A 17,804-nucleotide genomic window follows, 5' to 3' on the forward strand; every position below is an offset into this window, starting at 1 on the left:
AGGAGTAAGAACCAATGAAAATGGCGCAAACTCGGGCTTCTGGGACATACAAAATCGACTCGTTGGCAACAACCAAAGAAATCACGGTTCATTTAAACGATCTTGGCATTCGCACGGGCGTTGAAATCGTTGTGGTACAAAAAGATCGCAAAGGCGGCATCATTTTGCACCAGGGAACGCGGATTGCCTTAGATGCAAGGATCATGGAACAAATCGATGTCACAGAGATCCAGCAGCAAACCGTCATTACCTCTTTGGATCAGCTACAAGTCGGTGAAAGCGGGAAGGTCAATCAGATTGGTGCAAAAGGTGCTTTGCGCCGTCGTTTGATGGATATGGGTCTTACGAAAAACGTACATTTGGAAGTAGTGAAACTGGCTCCATTGGGTGATCCAATGGAGATTCGGCTCCGCGGCTATGAATTGTCTTTGAGAAAGCAAGAAGCAGCGTTGGTTTTTGTCGAAAAAGGAGTCGAAACGTTATGACCTATCACTTTGCATTAGCAGGAAATCCCAATAGCGGGAAAACAAGTACTTTCAATCAATTGACTGGTGCCAAACAAACAGTGGGCAATTGGCCGGGTGTCACCGTAGAACGTAAAGCGGGGCGACTGAGAAAAGACCGGCACGTGTTGATCCAAGATCTGCCCGGGATCTATTCCTTGTCGCCTTATACGCCGGAAGAACTGATTTCCCGCAATTATTTGATGGAAGCATCGCTGGATGCGGTAATCAATATTATTGACGGAACTAATCTTGAGCGAAATCTGTATTTAACCTTGCAATTATTAGAAATGAATGTTCCCACCGTGGCAGCCATCAACATGATCGACCTATTAAAGAAAAAAGGCTTGCAGATCAACTTCGAAAAATTGGCTTACGGATTAGGGATTCCGGTAGTGGGGATCAGTGCTTTGAAACAACGTGGTTTAGCCAAAATGATCGAGGCAGCGAAGCACGCAGTCAACACACAACAGCTCCCTCCCCGCTACGATGATCGTTTAGAAGCTGGCTTGACCGAGATCATGGCGATTTTGCCAGAGACGATCCCTCAGCAGCAAAAACGCTGGTTTGCCATAAAACTCTTTGAAAAAGATGAAGCGATTCAAGCAATGTGTAAACTGACTGATTCCCAGCAAGCAGTCATTCAGGAGACGATTTCGATTTTAGAGATGATCTTTAAAGACAGCAGTGACGCCATTCTCGTTAATGAGCGCTATGGCTTCATTGAAGAATTGTTGGCGCTGGCAGTCATCAAGGAAACAGATCAGCACTTAGCCTTCAGCGACAAAATCGACCGCGTGTTGACCCATCGCGTATTGGCGCTACCAATTTTTGCCTTCATTATGTGGGGAATCTACTATTTATCGATTCAGACGATTGGCACGATCGGCACCGATTGGGTCAATGATGTATTATTTGGCAGCTGGATACCCGAAACAGCAGCGCACTGGCTAGAACAGCTGCGGGTCGCCCAGTGGCTGCAAGAATTGATTTTGGATGGCATCGTGGCAGGGGTCGGTGCGGTCTTAGGCTTTTTGCCGCAGATCTTCGTGTTGTTTTTTTGCTTGGCTATCTTGGAGGACTGTGGATACATGGCACGGGTGGCATTTGTCATGGACAGACTGTTTCGCAAGTTTGGTCTTTCTGGCAAGTCGTTTATCCCCATGTTAATCGCTACAGGTTGCGGCGTGCCGGGGGTGATGGCAAGCCGAACGATTGAAAACGAAAAGGATCGTCGGTTGACGGTGATGGTCACGACCTTTATGCCTTGTTCTGCCAAATTGCCGATCATTGCATTGATTTCGGGTGCCTTTTTCCCTCATTATAGTTGGGTCGCACCATCGGCCTATTTTGTCGGCATGGGTGCTGTGATTTTTTCAGGGATCGTCTTGAAAAAAACGCCGCTTTTTGCAGGTGATCTGGCACCATTCATTATGGAACTGCCAGCGTATCACTTGCCGCAGCTCACAACGATTTTGAAAAGTGCCTGTGATCGAGCCATTGCTTTTGTAAAAAAAGCCGGAACGATAATCTTTGTGGCTTGTATCTTTGTCTGGTTTACCTCCAGCTACAGCTTTGCCTTGCAGCGGGTCAGTGAAGACCAAAGCATTTTGGCCTTTTTCGGTCGACTTTTGGCGCCCCTTTTCGCTCCCCTAGGCTGGGGAACTTGGCGAGGCGCCGTGGCGACGATCACTGGCTTGGTGGCCAAAGAAAATGTGATCGGCACATTCGGGATTCTCTACGGACAAACCGGTGAGTTGTCAGAAAGTGGGACGGAGATTTGGCAAGTGTTGCGCGGCGATTACACTGCTGTGGCGGCATACTCTTTCCTCGTCTTTAATTTACTATGTGCCCCCTGTTTTGCTGCCATCGGTGCGATCCACCGTGAAATGGGGGACAGCAAGTGGACGTGGTTAGCCATTGGCTATCAATGCGGCTTGGCGTACTGCGCCAGTTTTCTGGTGTACCAATTCGGACACGTCATCTTTGAAGGCGGACACCTCACGCTAGGTGTTTTTGCGGCAATAGTCATTGCTGGTCTATTAGTATTTGCTCTGGTGAAGAAACCATTCCGAGGGAGTGCGCCCTTGATCCAAGTCGTAGGAGGCGAAAAATGATTGCTACAGTAATTCTAAGCGGACTGATTTTTGGCTATGGCGGTCGTGTGGTGTACCGCATGGTGAAAAAGGATCATTGTTCTGATTGCCACAGCAGTTGTCCCGTGAAGCATGAGGAAGCAAAGTAGCGGATGACAGCAGAAAGGAAAAACTTCTGATGTCAGAACTACTATAGAAACGAATAAAACAACTCAGAAAAGAATAAAGCAGTTCGATCACGATCGGGCTGTTTTTTTATTCTTTACAAAACGACCTATTAAAGGAATCTCAAATATAGTATAATTATTTAATAAAAAGATATTATTTAGTGAGATTCGCAGGAAAGGGAGCAGGGAATCTCGTTAGAACGTAAACGAAGATAGGTTTTTGATAAAGCAGAGTGAAAGGGTGAGGGCATGAGACAACAACGAAGACGGGAGCGTCAGAAACACCAGCGGATCATTGTGGGGTTAAGTACAGCGTTGCTGGCAATCATACTTGGAGTGATTTATCTAGTGATTCAAGTGACAAGCATCCCCGAACAGCGTCATACAGCAGAAACGACAAAGGCAACAAAGCCAATGCAAGAAACGAGTAGTTCTACCGAAACAAAGCCAGCAGTAAAAACCATCACAGTGACAGCTAGTGGCGATATGCTTTATCATACACCTGTTTATTTAAGCGCTTACGATGGTAAGCGTTATGATTTTGACAACGATTTTGAGCAAGTCAAACCGCTGATTGCATCGGCGGATCTTGCTTTAGGTGATTTTGAAGGAACCATCAATCCCAATAAACCGCTCGGCGGTTTTCCCTTATTCAACGCCCCTATCGATGCCGTTGCCAGTATCAAAAACGCGGGCTTTGATGTGATCGATCTTGCCCATAACCATATTTTAGATACAGGGATCGAAGGAATCAAAACAACGGCGGCTGCTTTTCACGACCAAGGCTTGGCAACGATTGGTGTCACGGTCGACAATAGCGGAATCCTGGTCAAAGAAGTCAACGGGATTAAAGTTGCTCTCTTGGCCTATGCCTATGGCTTCAATGGCCTTGAAGAAAGCTTAACTCAAGCAGAGTATGACACCTATTTGAAAGACTTGTCGTTAGATAAAGTGGAAGCAGAGATCAAAGAAGCGGAAAGCCTGGCGGATATCACCATCGTGATGCCTCAGTCTGGTGTCGAGTATTCTTTAGAACCAACGGAAGAACAACAAACTGTTTATCGGAAGATGATCGATTTTGGTGCTGATATTATCTTCGGTGGCCATCCGCATGTAGCAGAACCAACCGAAATCATCGAAAAGGACGGTGAAAAGAAATTTATCATTTATTCAATGGGAAACTTATTGTCGAATCAACGTTATGAAACCGTCAATAACAACTATTGGACCGAACGAGGCGTCATCCCAGAAGTTGAAATCTCCAAAGAAGGGCAGCGGACCTATTTAAGCAAGATTGCCATGCATCCGACTTGGGTCTCCAAAGAACCGATCCCTGATCGTACCTATTATGATCCAGAATACGGCGTCTTGCAGGCCTTTGATTTTCAAGTTTACTTGGCCGAAGATTATCTACCGGATGGACAATACGCCAAACGTGTTCCTGAAGAAAAACGACAGCGCATAGAAACCGCCTACCATGAAATGCTGGAGCTGTTAGATTTGAAGTGGGAGCAGCAAAAAGAAAATCAAAATGACTAATAAGGCAACCTGACCAACAGGTTGCTTTTTTATTAGCTCTCGAGAAAACGAATCATGAAACGAATGGTGCTCCTTCCAACAAAACATGACAGTAGACTATCATTTATGAACAAAAAATGACACCTCAAACTGATAAAAATAAGTAATAATGTCAATATAAAGCATTCAGAAATGAGTCGGAAAGGATTCAGTAGATGATTTCTGAATAAAAGGGAAAGAAAGCAGGATGTGTCATGAGAATTATTATACTGACGAAAAATATATCATATGAGATTGATTTGCAGCGGGAGTTACAGATTTTGAGTCATGAAGTGTTCGTAGGGAAAAATACAGAAGAGGCGGAATGGTTGATAGAAAGCGCCAAATTATTTGACTGCTTATTTGTCAGTGAAACGATTGCAGATCCAGAATTTTTATTGATCAATCAGGCGTTGGCTCCTTATTATCAAAAACGAATCGTCCGTATCTTGCCAGGGAATATTGAACAAGAAGGTAGGATGGAAAAAGCTGAAAATGCCACGTACCTGAATCGCTCTTTTGTCGAGCTGAGAGAATTTTTGGCTGCACTACCACCAATTAGTCGTAAGTTAGAAAAAGCATCCGTCACGAAAGAATCCTTTCCTAAATTTCTTAGTCTGCAAGAACAGATCTTTTTTAACAATTTAGGAGAAGAGCAATTTATCAATCGAGAAGACCTATGTTGGAAAATTTGGGGAAATGGTGGAACAAACTCAAGAAAATCTCAGTTGTCGATATTAGCGAAACGAATCAATGAAAAATTAGATGAATACGACTACACTGAAAAACGGGTTCGTACCGCTTGGGGCAAAGGCTATATCTTACAATAAAAAGAAAATTGTGTGATCAAAAGAGCATCGAAGTCTTATTTCTCACGAATAGACCTCTTTGTAGCTTCGACTGCTTTTCAGGTAGAAACGACTCTGTTTTCAAATTGAGTCGTTTTTTATATAAAAATATTAGTATTAAATAAATGACGGTATCTAAAATTATGATAATGCTTTTTTTTAGTGTTAAAATAGAGATAATCAGTAATGAAAAGGAATACTACAGGATTTAAAAAGTACTTTGGAGAAACGTGCTGTAGTATCTTTCAGAGGAGGAAATGTCGTGAAGAAGATTGAGTGTGTGATATTTGATTTAGACGGAACCCTATTAGATTCGAGAGAATGCAGCATCAAGGCGACAAAAGCAGCTTTTACAGAGATGGGACTCAAAGTACCGAGTGAGGTAGTCATTGAACATTACATGGGGATACCGATCGAAGAATCGTTTTTTAAAATGTCAGAACAGCCATTGGATCAAGAAACAGCAACGGAACTGATTCGGATTTTTCGTACCTATTATCAAACATACGAGGAAAGTACCTTGAACGTATTTCCTGAAATTCCCCATGTCCTAGAAATCTTAATGAAACGAAAGGTTCCTTGTTTCGTCGTTTCAAGTAAGAAGACAGCGGTCGTTAAACGAAATTTGGCTGCTCAGAGCCTTGTGGCGTTCTTTGAAGAAATCATCGGCTCAGATGCGGTGTCCCACTATAAGCCTCATCCAGAAGGAATCGATAAAGTAGTTACTCACTATCAGTTTGATCCGACAAGGACGATCATGGTAGGAGATGCTATTTTTGATATCCAGATGGGCAAAGCAGCCGGTGTCAAAACCATCGCTGTTACCTGGGGCAGCCACGATGCGAAAAAACTTTCCGCTGAAAAACCAGATGCTTTGGCAGAAGTGCCGCAGGATATTTTAGATTATATCTATGCTTGATCTATTTTTACTGACACAGTTTAAAAATCATTTCTATTTTTGACCTGTAGCGTGAAAAATAGAATGGACTGAGCGTCTTCTTCCAGCAGTATATTTGAGGTTTCGACCAATGATCGATAGATTCGATTATTGGTTTTTTTTGTTGGTATGGATATGGGGCGTCTATTTACATGAAGCAACAATTTTAGCTATCTGTTGATTTTTATGGATATTATAGTCATTTTCTTGTCATTAGAGACGATCTAGTTGCATTCGGGCACTACTTTTTAGCAGAAGGGAACGGGGCCGCCTCTTTTTCACTCTTATTTCTTTTATTTAATAAAAAGTAATTATAAGAGAACCTGAAAGGGAAACTATAATAGGCCTAACTGATTTTCTTAATGTGTCTGCATTGGTAAGAGCTAAAGACCCAATCATTTTTAGTGGTTTTTGGACAGCTAAGCTTCAATTAAAAAACCTATCGGAAGAAAATCAAAGCGAGCAGAAGGGATAGCGCTACTTTCACCAAAAAAACATAGATGTAAAGGAGTAAGGATATGATATCAGAAAATATCAAGGAACCGAAAGACTATTTGTGTTATTCAAAAGAAGTGTTGCGAAGTTTAGGGGTAATGACAGATTTCCCCAAAATTTTTCATTTTTATCAAGAACTCTGCAATGAATTTGAGTACATTTATTATGATCGATCAAAAAATTTATTTGATCAGCTCAAAGCACTTCTAGCAATAGATGCGCAGATTCAAATTTTACTGGAACTTTTTGAAAATAGTAGAACAAACCTATGCAAAGAGTTTTGTATGGATGAGCATGAAATTATTTGTATGATCAAAAATGATAAAAAATCTTATTATCGCGAGCTTACAGGTCAAAAAAACAATCAAGTACCAAAATGGAGTTTAATTTATTTAAGTGAGGAGTAAGCATATTTTAGGATAATTCAACCATCTCAAGAAAGAACACATGGAGCAATAACGCGATGAACACGGGATTAGAGGAATAGAAAGAGGGATCACAATAACAGAATCCCATCTTATGATCTAGTAAAATAGTCTAGCGCACTTTCCTTGTGATTTGTTATACTAATTCTAAGGAGCTGATCTTGACACCTTGTGTTCGGCAAGTACGTTCATGTGAGCGCTTTATTGATTGAGTGAGAAAAGAGGGAATGATTTGACGAAAAAAATTGTCTTTTTAGATGTAGATGGAACATTATGTGATGATGCTGGAAATGTACCAGAAAGTGCACGCCAAGCGATCACAGCGGCGCATAAGAAAGGCCATGAATTTTTCTTATGTACCGGTCGTTCAAAGGCCGAAATTACAGAAGACGTGTTGGCACTGCCCCTAAGTGGGATGATTGGTGCCGGCGGCGGTTATTGTGAGGTGCATAATGAGGTGATTTTGCACAAAGTTTTTGAAAAAGAAGCTTTATTAAGATTGATTGATTTCTTAAAAGAAAACCAAATCGAGTATTACTTGGAATCGAACCAAGGTTTATTTGCAAGTACCAATCTAAGAAATCGTTTGCTGGAGATCGTCTTAGCAGGTGAGTCTGTTGAAAGTGAAGCAGGAAAACAGCGGGTTCAAACTATTCAGTGGTTCCTTGATTTACTGATTGAGGACGAAGCGAAAATCGATTACGATGACGTGAACAAAGTTTCCTTCATCAATCATTCCATTCCTTATGAACAGGTCCATGACCAATACCACGAACAATTCCAAATGATTCGCAGTACGGTACCTGTTTTTGGCAAAGATAGCGGTGAGATCGGCATCAAGAATATCCACAAGAAAACAGCCATCGATTTTCTCTTGAACCATCTAGGGATCGATAACAAAGATACCTTGGCGTTTGGTGACGGCCATAATGATGTCGAAATGTTTGAAGCTGTTGCGACGGGAATTGCGATGGGCAATGCCTGTGAACAGCTATTGGCAGTAGCTGACGAGGTGACGGATCGACCAGAAGACGGCGGGATTGCGCAAGCACTCCAAAAGCACGGCCTCGTGTAGCTACTAAGAAGCAGATGTCTGCACAATCCTTTTGTTTCCTGGAGGAATTGATCAGGAGTTGAGCGATGTTGGTAAACTGATCGGTAAAACCAACGATTGACAAGGAGGCTGAGTTGAATGAAGGAAACAACCTTTTTTTGTTATCTTGAACAAGCATTGAAAAATCTGAAGGCGACAGAAGCCTTGCGCTTCAACATCGAAGGCGAAGTCAAACGGCTGATGAAGGTGTACAGTGAGGCAGAAATTTGTGAGAAAGTAAAAGAGGGTACCTTTAAAAAGTAAGACCATTTTCTTATGAAACGCAGCGAATAGAACAAACACCCAACCTTGTGAAAGGCACAAAAGCGATCAATGCGTCCTTTCAAGGAGGGGCACACAAGTAACTATTTGTTGTATCAAAAAAGACTGATTCCAATTGAATCAGTCTTTTTCTTTCTTCTCAAGCAGTCAGATAAGCCACTAAAATAGCAAACAGGTCGAACAAGACATGTGTGCCCCAACTAGTCAGGATCGAGTTGCTCTTGATGGCAGCTTGGTTAAATAGCAAGCGCGCCACCCCTTGAATGAAAAGAATATGGACCAAGGTATGGAAAACATTGCCGTTGTCATAAGTGCTGTAATGAACCAAGCCAAAGAGGATCGCGGAAAGGATGCTGGCAACTGGCAAGGTACATTTACTAGAAAAGATCGCTAAAAAGAAGATGGAAAAGAGTTCTTCTCCAAGTAACATGATTGGAATAACGAGCAGAGTCAACCATTGAAAGCCTTCGTTCACTGGATTTCCGTGAAGATCCCACTTTAGTACGTATTGCAATACGAGAGAAACGAGGAAGCTGATCAGGATGTTTAAAAGGAAATACTTGCTGATCGTCTTCACTGGTGCGATGGGTTTTCCGAAGAGCTGCTTGACTGCTTCTTTACCGTAAACCAGCCGTAATGCCCAATAGCTGGCAATCAATAATGAGAAGATGCTGACGATGGCAGGTGCATACAAAAGACCGACCAAACCGATACCTGCGAGGACTGTTCCTAGTAAAGCGTTGTTCCATGAGATTTGTTTTCCTATAAGTTTGTTCATTTACTTTTCTCTCCTTATTAAGCTATAGAGCATGTACTATTTAGCTGTTTTCTCTGATTCTTCTGCAGTGTGCTTTTTGTGCCGCAATATAAGCGATAAGTACGACAATGAACGTTTTGGGTGATTTTCATATCATCGCTTCATTTGCGCCATTTCTTTGTACGGTACAAAGGATAGAGTAATCGATAACGAGTTTCTGAAACAAGATGGTCGTATATTTCGGACTTTTTATGGTTGTGCAACTAAGTGATGGAGGATGCACAAGTACTAAGTTACTTCATTAAGAAAGGAAAACTGACTTCCAGTTTCGATGGAATAATCGTCAACAAAGAAACGACATCGCTATGTTCTCTTGAAATCGACTAAAAATTCCAGAATATTTCGAAAAATACCATTGCTTATTTATGGCAAAACCATTAGTATTATTAGAAAAACTGATGGTGAATCGATGATAAAGCGAGCCTTTAACAGTGATAAAGCCGAATCAGTGGCATGAAATAGGAGTGATAAGTGTGGAAGAGTTATGGAATGTATTGAAACCAGCCGAACAAGTCGAACTGAAATTAAGAAAATTGTATACGCAGCATCATTTTTCACCTTATCACTCGAACAATTTTGAAGAGTATCGCAACTATCAGCAAAATGATCAGTTCTTGCGTGGTTCTTCCATCATCACGTTTACAGGCACGGATGGCAGGACGATGGCGCTAAAACCCGATGTCACCTTGTCGATTGCCAAAAATACACCTTCTGGAGAAGCGCGCAGAGTGTATTATGTGGAGGATGTCTATCGACAGGATCGCCAAGCAGGGGAATACCAAAAGATCGATCAAATCGGTTTGGAGCTCATTGACCAAATCACATGGGAAGATCAACTGGAGGTTGTAAAACTGGCTTGGGAAAGTTTGGCTCAGGTGGGAAAAGGGACCTTGGATCTGTCTCATATGGGGATTTTGGATGGCATCTGCCAACGCTTCCCCGAAGCGGATCGACAAAAGGTACTGCACTGCCTGCGGGACAAGAGTTCCCATGGCATGGATGCACTGACTGAAAAGGCTGGCTTGTCAGCAACAGAAGCTGAAAAATTGGCGAAACTGGTACGTTTGTCAGGTGATTTTGAAACCAAGTATCAAAAAGCCAAAGAGCTGCTGGCAGAGTATCCCCAAGCACAAGCTGGTTTAGCAGAACTAAAACAACTGTATCAAGCATTGCAAAAAGAACAACTGTCAGCCTCCATTCGGATAAGGCTGGATTTTTCGATTTTAAATGATGCCGATTATTACAGTGGTTTGCTGTTTCAAGGATTCATCGAAGAAGCAAGAGAGACGATTTTATATGGCGGCCGTTATGATCGCTTGATGATTCGGCAAGGCAAAGCGCAAGGGGCGATCGGGTTTGGTATGAAGCTCAACCATGTAGGGCAAAAGTTGCCGACTGACAACGAAAGTTCAGGCTATTTGAACATTGCGCTACCTAAAGGCCGCATGGGGGATGCCGTATACGATTTATTCACGAAAGCTGGAGTCGCTGCGCAAGGCGTCTTTAAAGACAATCGCCAACTAATTTTTTGTGATGAAGAAAACAAGCTGCGCTTTTTCTTAGTCAAGCCTAGCGATGTAGCAATCTATGTGGAGCACGGAGTGGCGGATATCGGTGTCGTAGGCAAAGATATTTTAATGGAAAGCAAGGCGGAAGTCATCGAATTTCTTGATTTGCATATGGGGGTCTGCCGTTTGGCCGTAGCGGCGCGTAAGGATTTCGAGGAAGATTTCTCCCGACCGCTGCGGGTCTCTACAAAATATCCGCAGATCACCCGCCAGTTTTATCAAGGGTTAGGTCGCTCAGTGGAATTGATCCAACTGCATGGATCGATTGAATTGGCCCCTTTATTAGGTCTCTCCGATGTGATCGTTGACATCGTCGAAACGGGGACGACACTAAAAGAAAATGATTTAGAAGTGATCCAAGACATCGCGCCGTCTTCAGCGCGCTTAGTGATCAACCACGCCACGTGGCGTTTCAAGCAAGAACGCATTCAAACAGTGATTGAGAAGGTGAGGGAGCAATTATGAGAATTTTTTCGACCCAAAAAAATACGATCGAAACGATTGTGGCAAGGAAACAGTCGGAAACGAAAGATGTTTCAACCATTGTCGCCCAAATCATTGCCCGTGTTCAGCAGCAAGGAGATCAGGCGTTGTTTCAATTAATTGAGGAAATCGATCAAGTGACCTTGTCTTCCTTAACCGTCAGTCCAGGGGAGATAGACGCGGCTGTCCATGCCGTCTCACCCGAGCTGCTTAATGTGATGGAACAGGCGAAAGAAAACATTTTGGCATTTCATCAAAAACAAGTCCAGCAAGGCTTTGTCTTAACGAAGGAAAATGGCGTTGTGATGGGACAGCGGGTCTTACCATTAGCAAAAGTCGGGGTCTATGTTCCTGGCGGCACAGCAGCTTATCCAAGTACGGTTTTGATGGATGTCCTGCCGGCAAAAATCGCCGGGGTCAAAAAAATCGTTATGATCACACCGACGGACAGTCAGGGAAAAGTTCCGGCTGCTATTTTAGCGGCAGCTTCCGTTGCCGGAGTGGATGAAATCTACAAAGTCGGTGGGGCCCATGGCGTAGCGGCATTGGCTTATGGAACAGAAACAATTCCCAAAGTCGACAAAATCGTCGGACCGGGAAATATTTATGTCGCCACAGCGAAAAAAATGGTGTACGGCGAAGTTGATATCGATATGATCGCAGGGCCCAGCGATGTGCTGATCCTCGCTGATGCCAGCGCAAATCCTCGCTGGCTGTCGGCGGATCTTTTGGCACAAGCCGAGCATGATCCCTTAGCGCAAGCTATCTTAGTCACAACAGAAGCAGCTTTGATTGAAGAAGTACAAGCCGAGCTTGAGTTGCAGCTGAAGCAACTGCCCCGCAAAGACATTGCTGCTGCGGCGCTTGAATCTAGCGGAAAGCTGATTCTGGTCAAAGATTTGACCGAAGCACTTACCATTGCCAATCAAATTGCTCCAGAACACCTTGAATTAGCGGTGGCTGATCCTTTTGCATTATTGGGACAAGTAGAAAATGCGGGTAGCGTCTTTTTAGGTCACCATACACCGGAAGTACTGGGAGATTATTTTGCTGGACCAAACCATACCCTACCGACAGAAGGGACGGCTCGTTTCTATTCGCCGTTATCAGTGGACGATTTTATTAAGAAAAGCAGTTATTTGTATTACCCAGAGGCAGCCATGAAAGCAGCTGGTCCAGCTGTAGCGTTGTTCGCGGAAACCGAAGACTTGATCGGCCATGCCCGTTCGATCAATGTACGAAGAGAGGGAGAAAAATGACCTTTTTACATCAAAAGTATCACAAGCTGACTCCTTATACACCGGGGGAACAAGTAGATGAGCAAGTCGTTATTAAACTGAACACCAATGAAAGTCCTTATCCGCCAGCGCCAAGTGTTCAAGCAGCGGTTGCTGATGCCGCCCAAAAGCTGAATCGTTACTCGGATATTGCTGCTGAAGTAGTGACAAACCCTCTGGCTGCCTATCTTGGCGTTACACCAGCCCAACTGTTTCTCGGTAATGGCAGTGACGAAGTCTTGTCCTACCTCTTTCAAGGCTTCACGGAAAACGGCATCGCCTTTCCCGATGTGACCTACGGGTTTTATCAAGTGTATAGTGCCTTGTACCAAGTCGCTGCCACCGTTGTTCCGCTGCAAGAAGATTTCTCGATCGCGTTAACGGACTACGATTCACTCAAAGGGACCGTCATTTTTGCCAATCCCAATGCCCCGACTGGGGTTTATCAAGAACAAAGCGAAATCTGTGCCTTTCTAAAACGGCATCCCGATCGCTTAGTGATAGTCGATGAGGCCTATATCGATTTTGGCGGCTCTTCAATGGTTTCTTTGATCGATCAATACCCAAATCTCTTGGTTGTGGGGACGTTTTCGAAATCTCGGCAGCTGGCAGGAGCACGCTTAGGCTTTGCGGTTGCCAATGAAGGACTGATCCAAGACTTGAATCGGTTGAAATTTAGCTTGAATCCGTACAATGTCAATAGTTTGACCCAAGCCGCTGGTGCAGCAGTTTTGCAGGAACAAGCGTATGTCGATGAGAAAATCCAAGCAACGATCCACGTGCGTGAGTGGAGCAAGCAAGCCCTAGCGAAATTCGACTTTGAGCAGACCGACAGCCAAGGGAATTTTTTGTTTGCAAGGCACCCTGCGATTGCCGGTGAAGAGTTGTATCAGGCACTGAAAGAGCAGAAAATCTTCGTCCGCTGGTTCAATCAGCCCCGCATCAAAGAGTATTTACGAATTACGGTAGGAACGAAGGCCCAGATGGAACGACTGATGACGGTGCTAACAACGATCATAGAAGAGGTGAAGGAATGAGAAAAGCAGAAGTTACCCGCAATACGACGGAAACCAAGATCCACCTGCAGTTGACGATCGATGGTACTGGTCAGCAATCAATCAAGACTGGTGTGGGGTTTTTAGACCACATGCTGGAATTATTTGTCCGCCACGGTCGCTTTGATTTGACGTTGGTTTGTGATGGCGATACAGAAGTAGATGCCCATCACACAACAGAAGACGTTGCCATCGCCATTGGCCGAGCGTTTTCAGAAAGTCTTGGGGAGCGACGAGGTATCAAACGCTATGGTAGTATGCTGCTGCCGATGGACGAAGCCTTAGTTATGACAGCGATCGATATTAGCGGTCGCGGCATGGCAGTCGTAGAGTTGGCGATACCGAGTGAAAAAATTGGGCAGCAGTTTGATACGGAGTTGGTTGAAGAATTCTTCATTGCTTTTGCCCGTGAATTAGGTGCTACGATCCATCTCCATCAAATCGCTGGCAAAAACAGCCACCACATTGTGGAAGCTTGCTTTAAAGGTTTTGGGCGTGCTTTAGGTGAAGCGGTGGCGATCAATCAAGCAGCCCCAGATGAGATCCCTTCAACCAAAGGGACGATTCAGTGATTCATGAGGGGGAAAATGATTACGTATCTTCCACACAGAGGGATGAGATAAGGAAAGGGGCGTATTATGTTAGCAATCATCGACTATGGGGTCGGAAATTTGTTCAGCTTGTCTCGTTCGCTGGACTATTTGGGTGTTGAGTGCCGAATCACGCGTTCACTAGCAGAATTAAAAGCTGCCGACCGCATTCTTTTACCCGGCGTAGGGGCTTTTGGCGATGCCCGCCAAAAGTTGGCAGAGTTGTCGCTGATCGAACCGATCCAAGAATTGGCAGCAGCTGGCAAACCCTTTTTAGGCATTTGTTTAGGGATGCAGCTGTTGTTTGATAGCAGTGAGGAGTTTGGCACACATGCGGGGCTCGGTTTGATTCCAGGACGGATCGTTTCCATGCAAAGCGCCTTTGAAGAAGCCAAACTGAATCTGAAAGTGCCACAGATTGGTTGGAATCGTTTGACTGTCAGAAAAGAAAGCCCCCTCGTCAGCGGGTTAGGGGAACAAGACTTTGTCTACTATGTCCACAGTTATTTTGCTGCTGATTGCCAAGAGTATGTCGTGGCAGACAGTGACTATGGTCTAGCAATTCCCGGTATCGTGCAAAAAGACAATGTCTTCGGCACTCAGTTTCACCCAGAAAAAAGCGGGGCAGTCGGGTTGAAGATTTTAAAAGCATTTACGGAGGTGCCGCTATGAAAATTTTTCCAGCAATCGATCTGTTAGATCAAAAAGTGGTCCGTTTGTACCAAGGAGACTATGAGCAAAAAGAAGTGTTTGGGGATGATCCAGTGGCATTTGCTCGTTCCTTTGAAGAAGCGGGTGCCAACTATCTGCACCTCGTCGACTTAGATGGTGCCAAAGCCGGCAAACTCCATTACTTTGATGTCGCAAAAAATATCGTCCAGCAGACTAATCTGTTTGTCGAAGTTGGCGGCGGGATTCGTGAGGAAGAAACGATCCAACATTGTTTGGCAGCAGGCGTTCATCGGGTGATCCTCGGCACGATTGCCCAGAAAGACCCAGCATTCACAAAAGCGATGCTCAAGAAATACGGCAATAAGATCGCCATTGGAGTCGATGCCAAGGAAGAAAAAGTGGCAGTGGAAGGCTGGCTCGAGAAAACGGCAACAGACGCGTTTACTTTTTGCCAACAATTGGTGGCATGGGGAGCGCAAACGATCATCTTTACCGAAATCTCCCGTGACGGTACAGGAGAAGGCATCAATCTGCCGCTATACGAAAAACTCAATCAATTGGATTGCGACATCGTGGCATCTGGCGGCGTGGCTTCATTGGCAGATATCAAAGGATTAAAACAGTTGGGCATCTCTGGCGTGATCGTCGGGAAATCCTTATATAACGGCAGTCTCCAATTGGCCGATGTCTTAGCAGCAGGGGAGGCAGAAGCATGATCGCCAAACGAATTATTCCTTGCCTTGATGTGCGAGATGGGCGAGTCGTGAAAGGGGTCAACTTTGCTGGCTTAAAAGATGTCAATGATCCGGTGACTTTGGCGCGCTTTTACAATGAACAAGGCGCCGATGAGCTGGTTTTTTATGACATTACTGCTTCTGCAGAAGAACGCGGCTTATTCACGGACATTTTGCAGCGCGTGGCGTCAGAAGTGTTTATTCCTTTGACGGTGGGCGGTGGCATCAATCAAGTAGCAGATTTTGAGCGAGTCTTAAACTGTGGCGCCGACAAAGTCAGCGTCAATTCGGGAGCGCTTCGCCGACCAGAGCTGATCGCAGAAGGCGCGAAACGCTATGGCAGCCAGTGCGTTGTTTTATCCGTTGATGTTCGCCGTGTCGGTGAGAACTGGCATGTGTTTGCCAAAGGCGGACGGGAAGATACAGGCTTAGAAGCATTGGCGTGGATTCACCAAGCTGAGCAGTTAGGTGCTGGTGAACTAGTCATCAACAGCATGGATACCGATGGCGTGAAGCAGGGGTTTGATCTCGACTTGCTGAAAGCTGTCAGCGAAATCACAAAATTACCGATCGTCGCATCCGGTGGTGCTGGCAAAAGTACCGATTTTATCGAGCTGTTTCAATTGCCAAATATTGAAGCAGGACTGGCAGCCTCGATTTTTCACTATGGCGAGGTAAAAATCCCAGAGCTGAAAAAACAATTACAGGCCGTCGATATTCCCGTACGAATCGTATAGAGTAGGCGTTTTGATAGGCAACAGAAGGAGTGGATAACATGGTGCAAGTACGATTTGATGAACAAGGATTGGTTCCAGTGATCGTGCAGGATGTGGAAACGAATGAAGTCTTGACTTTGGCTTATATGAACCAAGAAAGTTTGACCTTGACCTTGAAGGACCGATTGATGACCTTTTATTCCCGCAGTCGTCAAGAATTGTGGCGCAAAGGAGAAACCAGCGGCAATTACCAGCATTTAGTGTCATTGACAGCAGATTGCGATCAAGATGCCTTAGTCGCTAAAGTAAAAAAAGACGGACCTGCTTGCCATACAGGCACGGAAAGCTGCTTTACAGAAGTGCTTTATGGTACAAAATCCTCTCCAACCATCGATGCGTTGTATGAGCTGATAAAAGGTCGTAAAGATACGCCACAAGAAGGAAGCTATACCAGCTACTTGTTTGAAAAAGGCAGTGAAAAAATCTTAAAAAAAATCGGCGAGGAAGCAACCGAGGTCGTAATTGGGGCGATGAAGGAAGACCGTCAAGAAACCGTTTATGAGATTGCTGATTTGGCGTATCATACATTGGTTTTAATGGCAGAAATGGGGATTGATTTAGCGGCTATTCGCCAAGAGCTTGCCAAGCGTCATGTTGTGGATAAGAAAGTCAAACAAGAGCGGATGCAATAACGGTCAGGATTTTTCAGTAGAAAGAAAGTAGCTGACGATAAAAAAGAAGCCCTTCAGCTATTGCTTGAAGGGCTTCTCATCCGTGAGGAAAAAGTTGATCTGCTGGTTCTTTAAGTGAGCACATAAAATTGCTATTTGTTTTCTAACTCTTCGATCAATTCTTTCATTTCTTTGATTTCTTTTTCCTGTGCGTCGATGATTTTTTCTGCAAGTTCTTTTACTCTTGGATCAGACAAATCGGCATTTTTACTGGTTAGAATCGCAATCGAATGATGGGGAATCATGGCTTTCATCCAGGCTGTATCTCCCACGGCAGTTTGGCTTCTGACCATAAAAAGTGAACTAAAAAAGAGTGCAACACTGACAACTAGAATGCCGATATTCATTTTCTTGTTGTCATACATCTTCCACATAAACAATAGCATGATGATCGCCATCATCGCGCCCATCATAAGTGCCATAAACAGGCGGGTTTGGCTGAAAAAAATATGATCGAGGGCATAGACATTGAAATACATCATACAAAACATAATCACCGTCGATACCCCAATCATTACCAAAAATTTCCCATACTTCTTCATTTCTTTCCTCTCCTTTTTGTATACAAAATAAAAACAATAAAGCAATCCAAAACATCATCGTAATAGATGCTTTTTTTTGTTTATTGTTTTGTTAGAATAAATTTACTCCCTAAATCAAGTATAGCGGAGGAAGTAGAATGAGAGAAGCGATATACATTTGAACGAAAACAATGGGTTCTTAGAGTAAAAAAGCGAAAACGGGATTACTCGTCTAGG

Annotated in this window: 19 protein-coding genes; 17 read left to right on the forward strand and 2 right to left on the reverse strand. The window is 44.0% G+C overall.

Annotated features, from left to right (window positions below; translation table 11 throughout):
• Positions 1–14: 14 nt before the first annotated feature.
• From IGK85_RS03365 to IGK85_RS03405, 9 genes are all read left to right on the forward strand, one after another.
• A complete protein-coding gene (locus tag IGK85_RS03365) occupies positions 15–485 on the forward strand; it encodes a FeoA family protein (RefSeq protein ID WP_008377095.1) in 471 nt (156 codons plus the stop codon).
• Positions 482–2,620 carry a ferrous iron transport protein B gene (gene feoB, locus IGK85_RS03370; RefSeq protein WP_008377107.1) on the forward strand — a complete coding sequence of 713 codons (2,139 nt, stop codon included), beginning with the start codon at positions 482–484 and terminating at the stop codon, positions 2,618–2,620. Before IGK85_RS03365 ends, feoB begins: the two co-directional genes overlap by 4 nt.
• Positions 2,617–2,748: a hypothetical protein gene (locus IGK85_RS03375; protein WP_005237465.1), complete on the forward strand. Its 132-nt coding sequence runs from the start codon at positions 2,617–2,619 to the stop codon at positions 2,746–2,748. The genes feoB and IGK85_RS03375 overlap by 4 nt, the downstream gene beginning before the upstream one ends.
• A gap of 267 nt (positions 2,749–3,015) precedes the next feature.
• Positions 3,016–4,305, forward strand: coding sequence for a CapA family protein (locus IGK85_RS03380; RefSeq protein WP_008377110.1), 1,290 nt, complete (start codon positions 3,016–3,018; stop codon positions 4,303–4,305).
• Positions 4,306–4,538: 233 nt separating this feature from the next.
• Positions 4,539–5,153, forward strand: coding sequence for a hypothetical protein (locus IGK85_RS03385; RefSeq protein WP_005237455.1), 615 nt, complete (start codon positions 4,539–4,541; stop codon positions 5,151–5,153).
• A 280-nt stretch (positions 5,154–5,433) separates the two neighbouring features.
• Positions 5,434–6,090, forward strand: coding sequence for an HAD family hydrolase (locus IGK85_RS03390; RefSeq protein WP_008377113.1), 657 nt, complete (start codon positions 5,434–5,436; stop codon positions 6,088–6,090).
• Between the two features lie 536 nt (positions 6,091–6,626).
• Entirely contained in the window at positions 6,627–7,010 is a 384-nt protein-coding gene (locus tag IGK85_RS03395; RefSeq protein ID WP_008377114.1) for a DUF7006 family protein, read from the forward strand.
• A gap of 250 nt (positions 7,011–7,260) precedes the next feature.
• On the forward strand, positions 7,261–8,103 hold the full coding sequence (locus IGK85_RS03400; protein ID WP_008377116.1) for a Cof-type HAD-IIB family hydrolase: 843 nt from the start codon (positions 7,261–7,263) through the stop codon (positions 8,101–8,103).
• A gap of 117 nt (positions 8,104–8,220) precedes the next feature.
• Positions 8,221–8,385 carry a hypothetical protein gene (locus IGK85_RS03405; RefSeq protein ID WP_008377119.1) on the forward strand — a complete coding sequence of 55 codons (165 nt, stop codon included), beginning with the start codon at positions 8,221–8,223 and terminating at the stop codon, positions 8,383–8,385.
• 157 nt (positions 8,386–8,542) lie between these two features.
• Here the strand turns inward: IGK85_RS03405 and IGK85_RS03410 are convergent, their stop codons facing one another.
• Positions 8,543–9,181, reverse strand: a complete 639-nt coding sequence (locus IGK85_RS03410) for a CPBP family glutamic-type intramembrane protease (protein ID WP_008377122.1) — start codon at positions 9,179–9,181, stop codon at positions 8,543–8,545.
• A gap of 512 nt (positions 9,182–9,693) precedes the next feature.
• Between IGK85_RS03410 and hisG the strand changes: the two genes are divergently transcribed.
• From hisG to hisIE, 8 genes are all read left to right on the forward strand, one after another.
• A complete protein-coding gene (gene hisG, locus IGK85_RS03415; RefSeq protein ID WP_008377124.1) occupies positions 9,694–11,253 on the forward strand; it encodes an ATP phosphoribosyltransferase in 1,560 nt (519 codons plus the stop codon).
• Positions 11,250–12,530 (forward strand): histidinol dehydrogenase, encoded by a 1,281-nt coding sequence (gene hisD / locus IGK85_RS03420; RefSeq protein ID WP_008377127.1) that lies wholly within the window; start codon positions 11,250–11,252, stop codon positions 12,528–12,530. The genes hisG and hisD overlap by 4 nt, the downstream gene beginning before the upstream one ends.
• A complete protein-coding gene (hisC, locus tag IGK85_RS03425; protein WP_008377129.1) occupies positions 12,527–13,585 on the forward strand; it encodes a histidinol-phosphate transaminase in 1,059 nt (352 codons plus the stop codon). Before hisD ends, hisC begins: the two co-directional genes overlap by 4 nt.
• A complete protein-coding gene (hisB, locus tag IGK85_RS03430) occupies positions 13,582–14,175 on the forward strand; it encodes an imidazoleglycerol-phosphate dehydratase HisB (RefSeq protein WP_005225202.1) in 594 nt (197 codons plus the stop codon). The genes hisC and hisB overlap by 4 nt, the downstream gene beginning before the upstream one ends.
• Before the next feature lie 66 nt (positions 14,176–14,241).
• On the forward strand, positions 14,242–14,865 hold the full coding sequence (gene hisH / locus IGK85_RS03435) for an imidazole glycerol phosphate synthase subunit HisH (protein WP_008377133.1): 624 nt from the start codon (positions 14,242–14,244) through the stop codon (positions 14,863–14,865).
• A complete protein-coding gene (hisA, locus tag IGK85_RS03440) occupies positions 14,862–15,581 on the forward strand; it encodes a 1-(5-phosphoribosyl)-5-[(5-phosphoribosylamino)methylideneamino]imidazole-4-carboxamide isomerase (protein WP_008377135.1) in 720 nt (239 codons plus the stop codon). The genes hisH and hisA overlap by 4 nt, the downstream gene beginning before the upstream one ends.
• On the forward strand, positions 15,578–16,336 hold the full coding sequence (gene hisF, locus IGK85_RS03445; protein ID WP_008377137.1) for an imidazole glycerol phosphate synthase subunit HisF: 759 nt from the start codon (positions 15,578–15,580) through the stop codon (positions 16,334–16,336). Before hisA ends, hisF begins: the two co-directional genes overlap by 4 nt.
• A gap of 38 nt (positions 16,337–16,374) precedes the next feature.
• Positions 16,375–17,007 (forward strand): bifunctional phosphoribosyl-AMP cyclohydrolase/phosphoribosyl-ATP diphosphatase HisIE, encoded by a 633-nt coding sequence (gene hisIE / locus IGK85_RS03450; protein WP_008377139.1) that lies wholly within the window; start codon positions 16,375–16,377, stop codon positions 17,005–17,007.
• A 131-nt stretch (positions 17,008–17,138) separates the two neighbouring features.
• Here hisIE and IGK85_RS03455 read toward each other — a convergent pair whose 3' ends face one another.
• Complete coding sequence (locus IGK85_RS03455) at positions 17,139–17,588, reverse strand: DUF305 domain-containing protein (RefSeq protein ID WP_005237438.1); 450 nt, start codon at positions 17,586–17,588, stop codon at positions 17,139–17,141.
• Positions 17,589–17,804 lie beyond the last annotated feature (216 nt).

The sequence above is a fragment of the Enterococcus sp. AZ015 genome, assembly GCF_050499225.1.
GTDB lineage: Bacteria > Bacillota > Bacilli > Lactobacillales > Enterococcaceae > Enterococcus_D > Enterococcus_D entomosocium.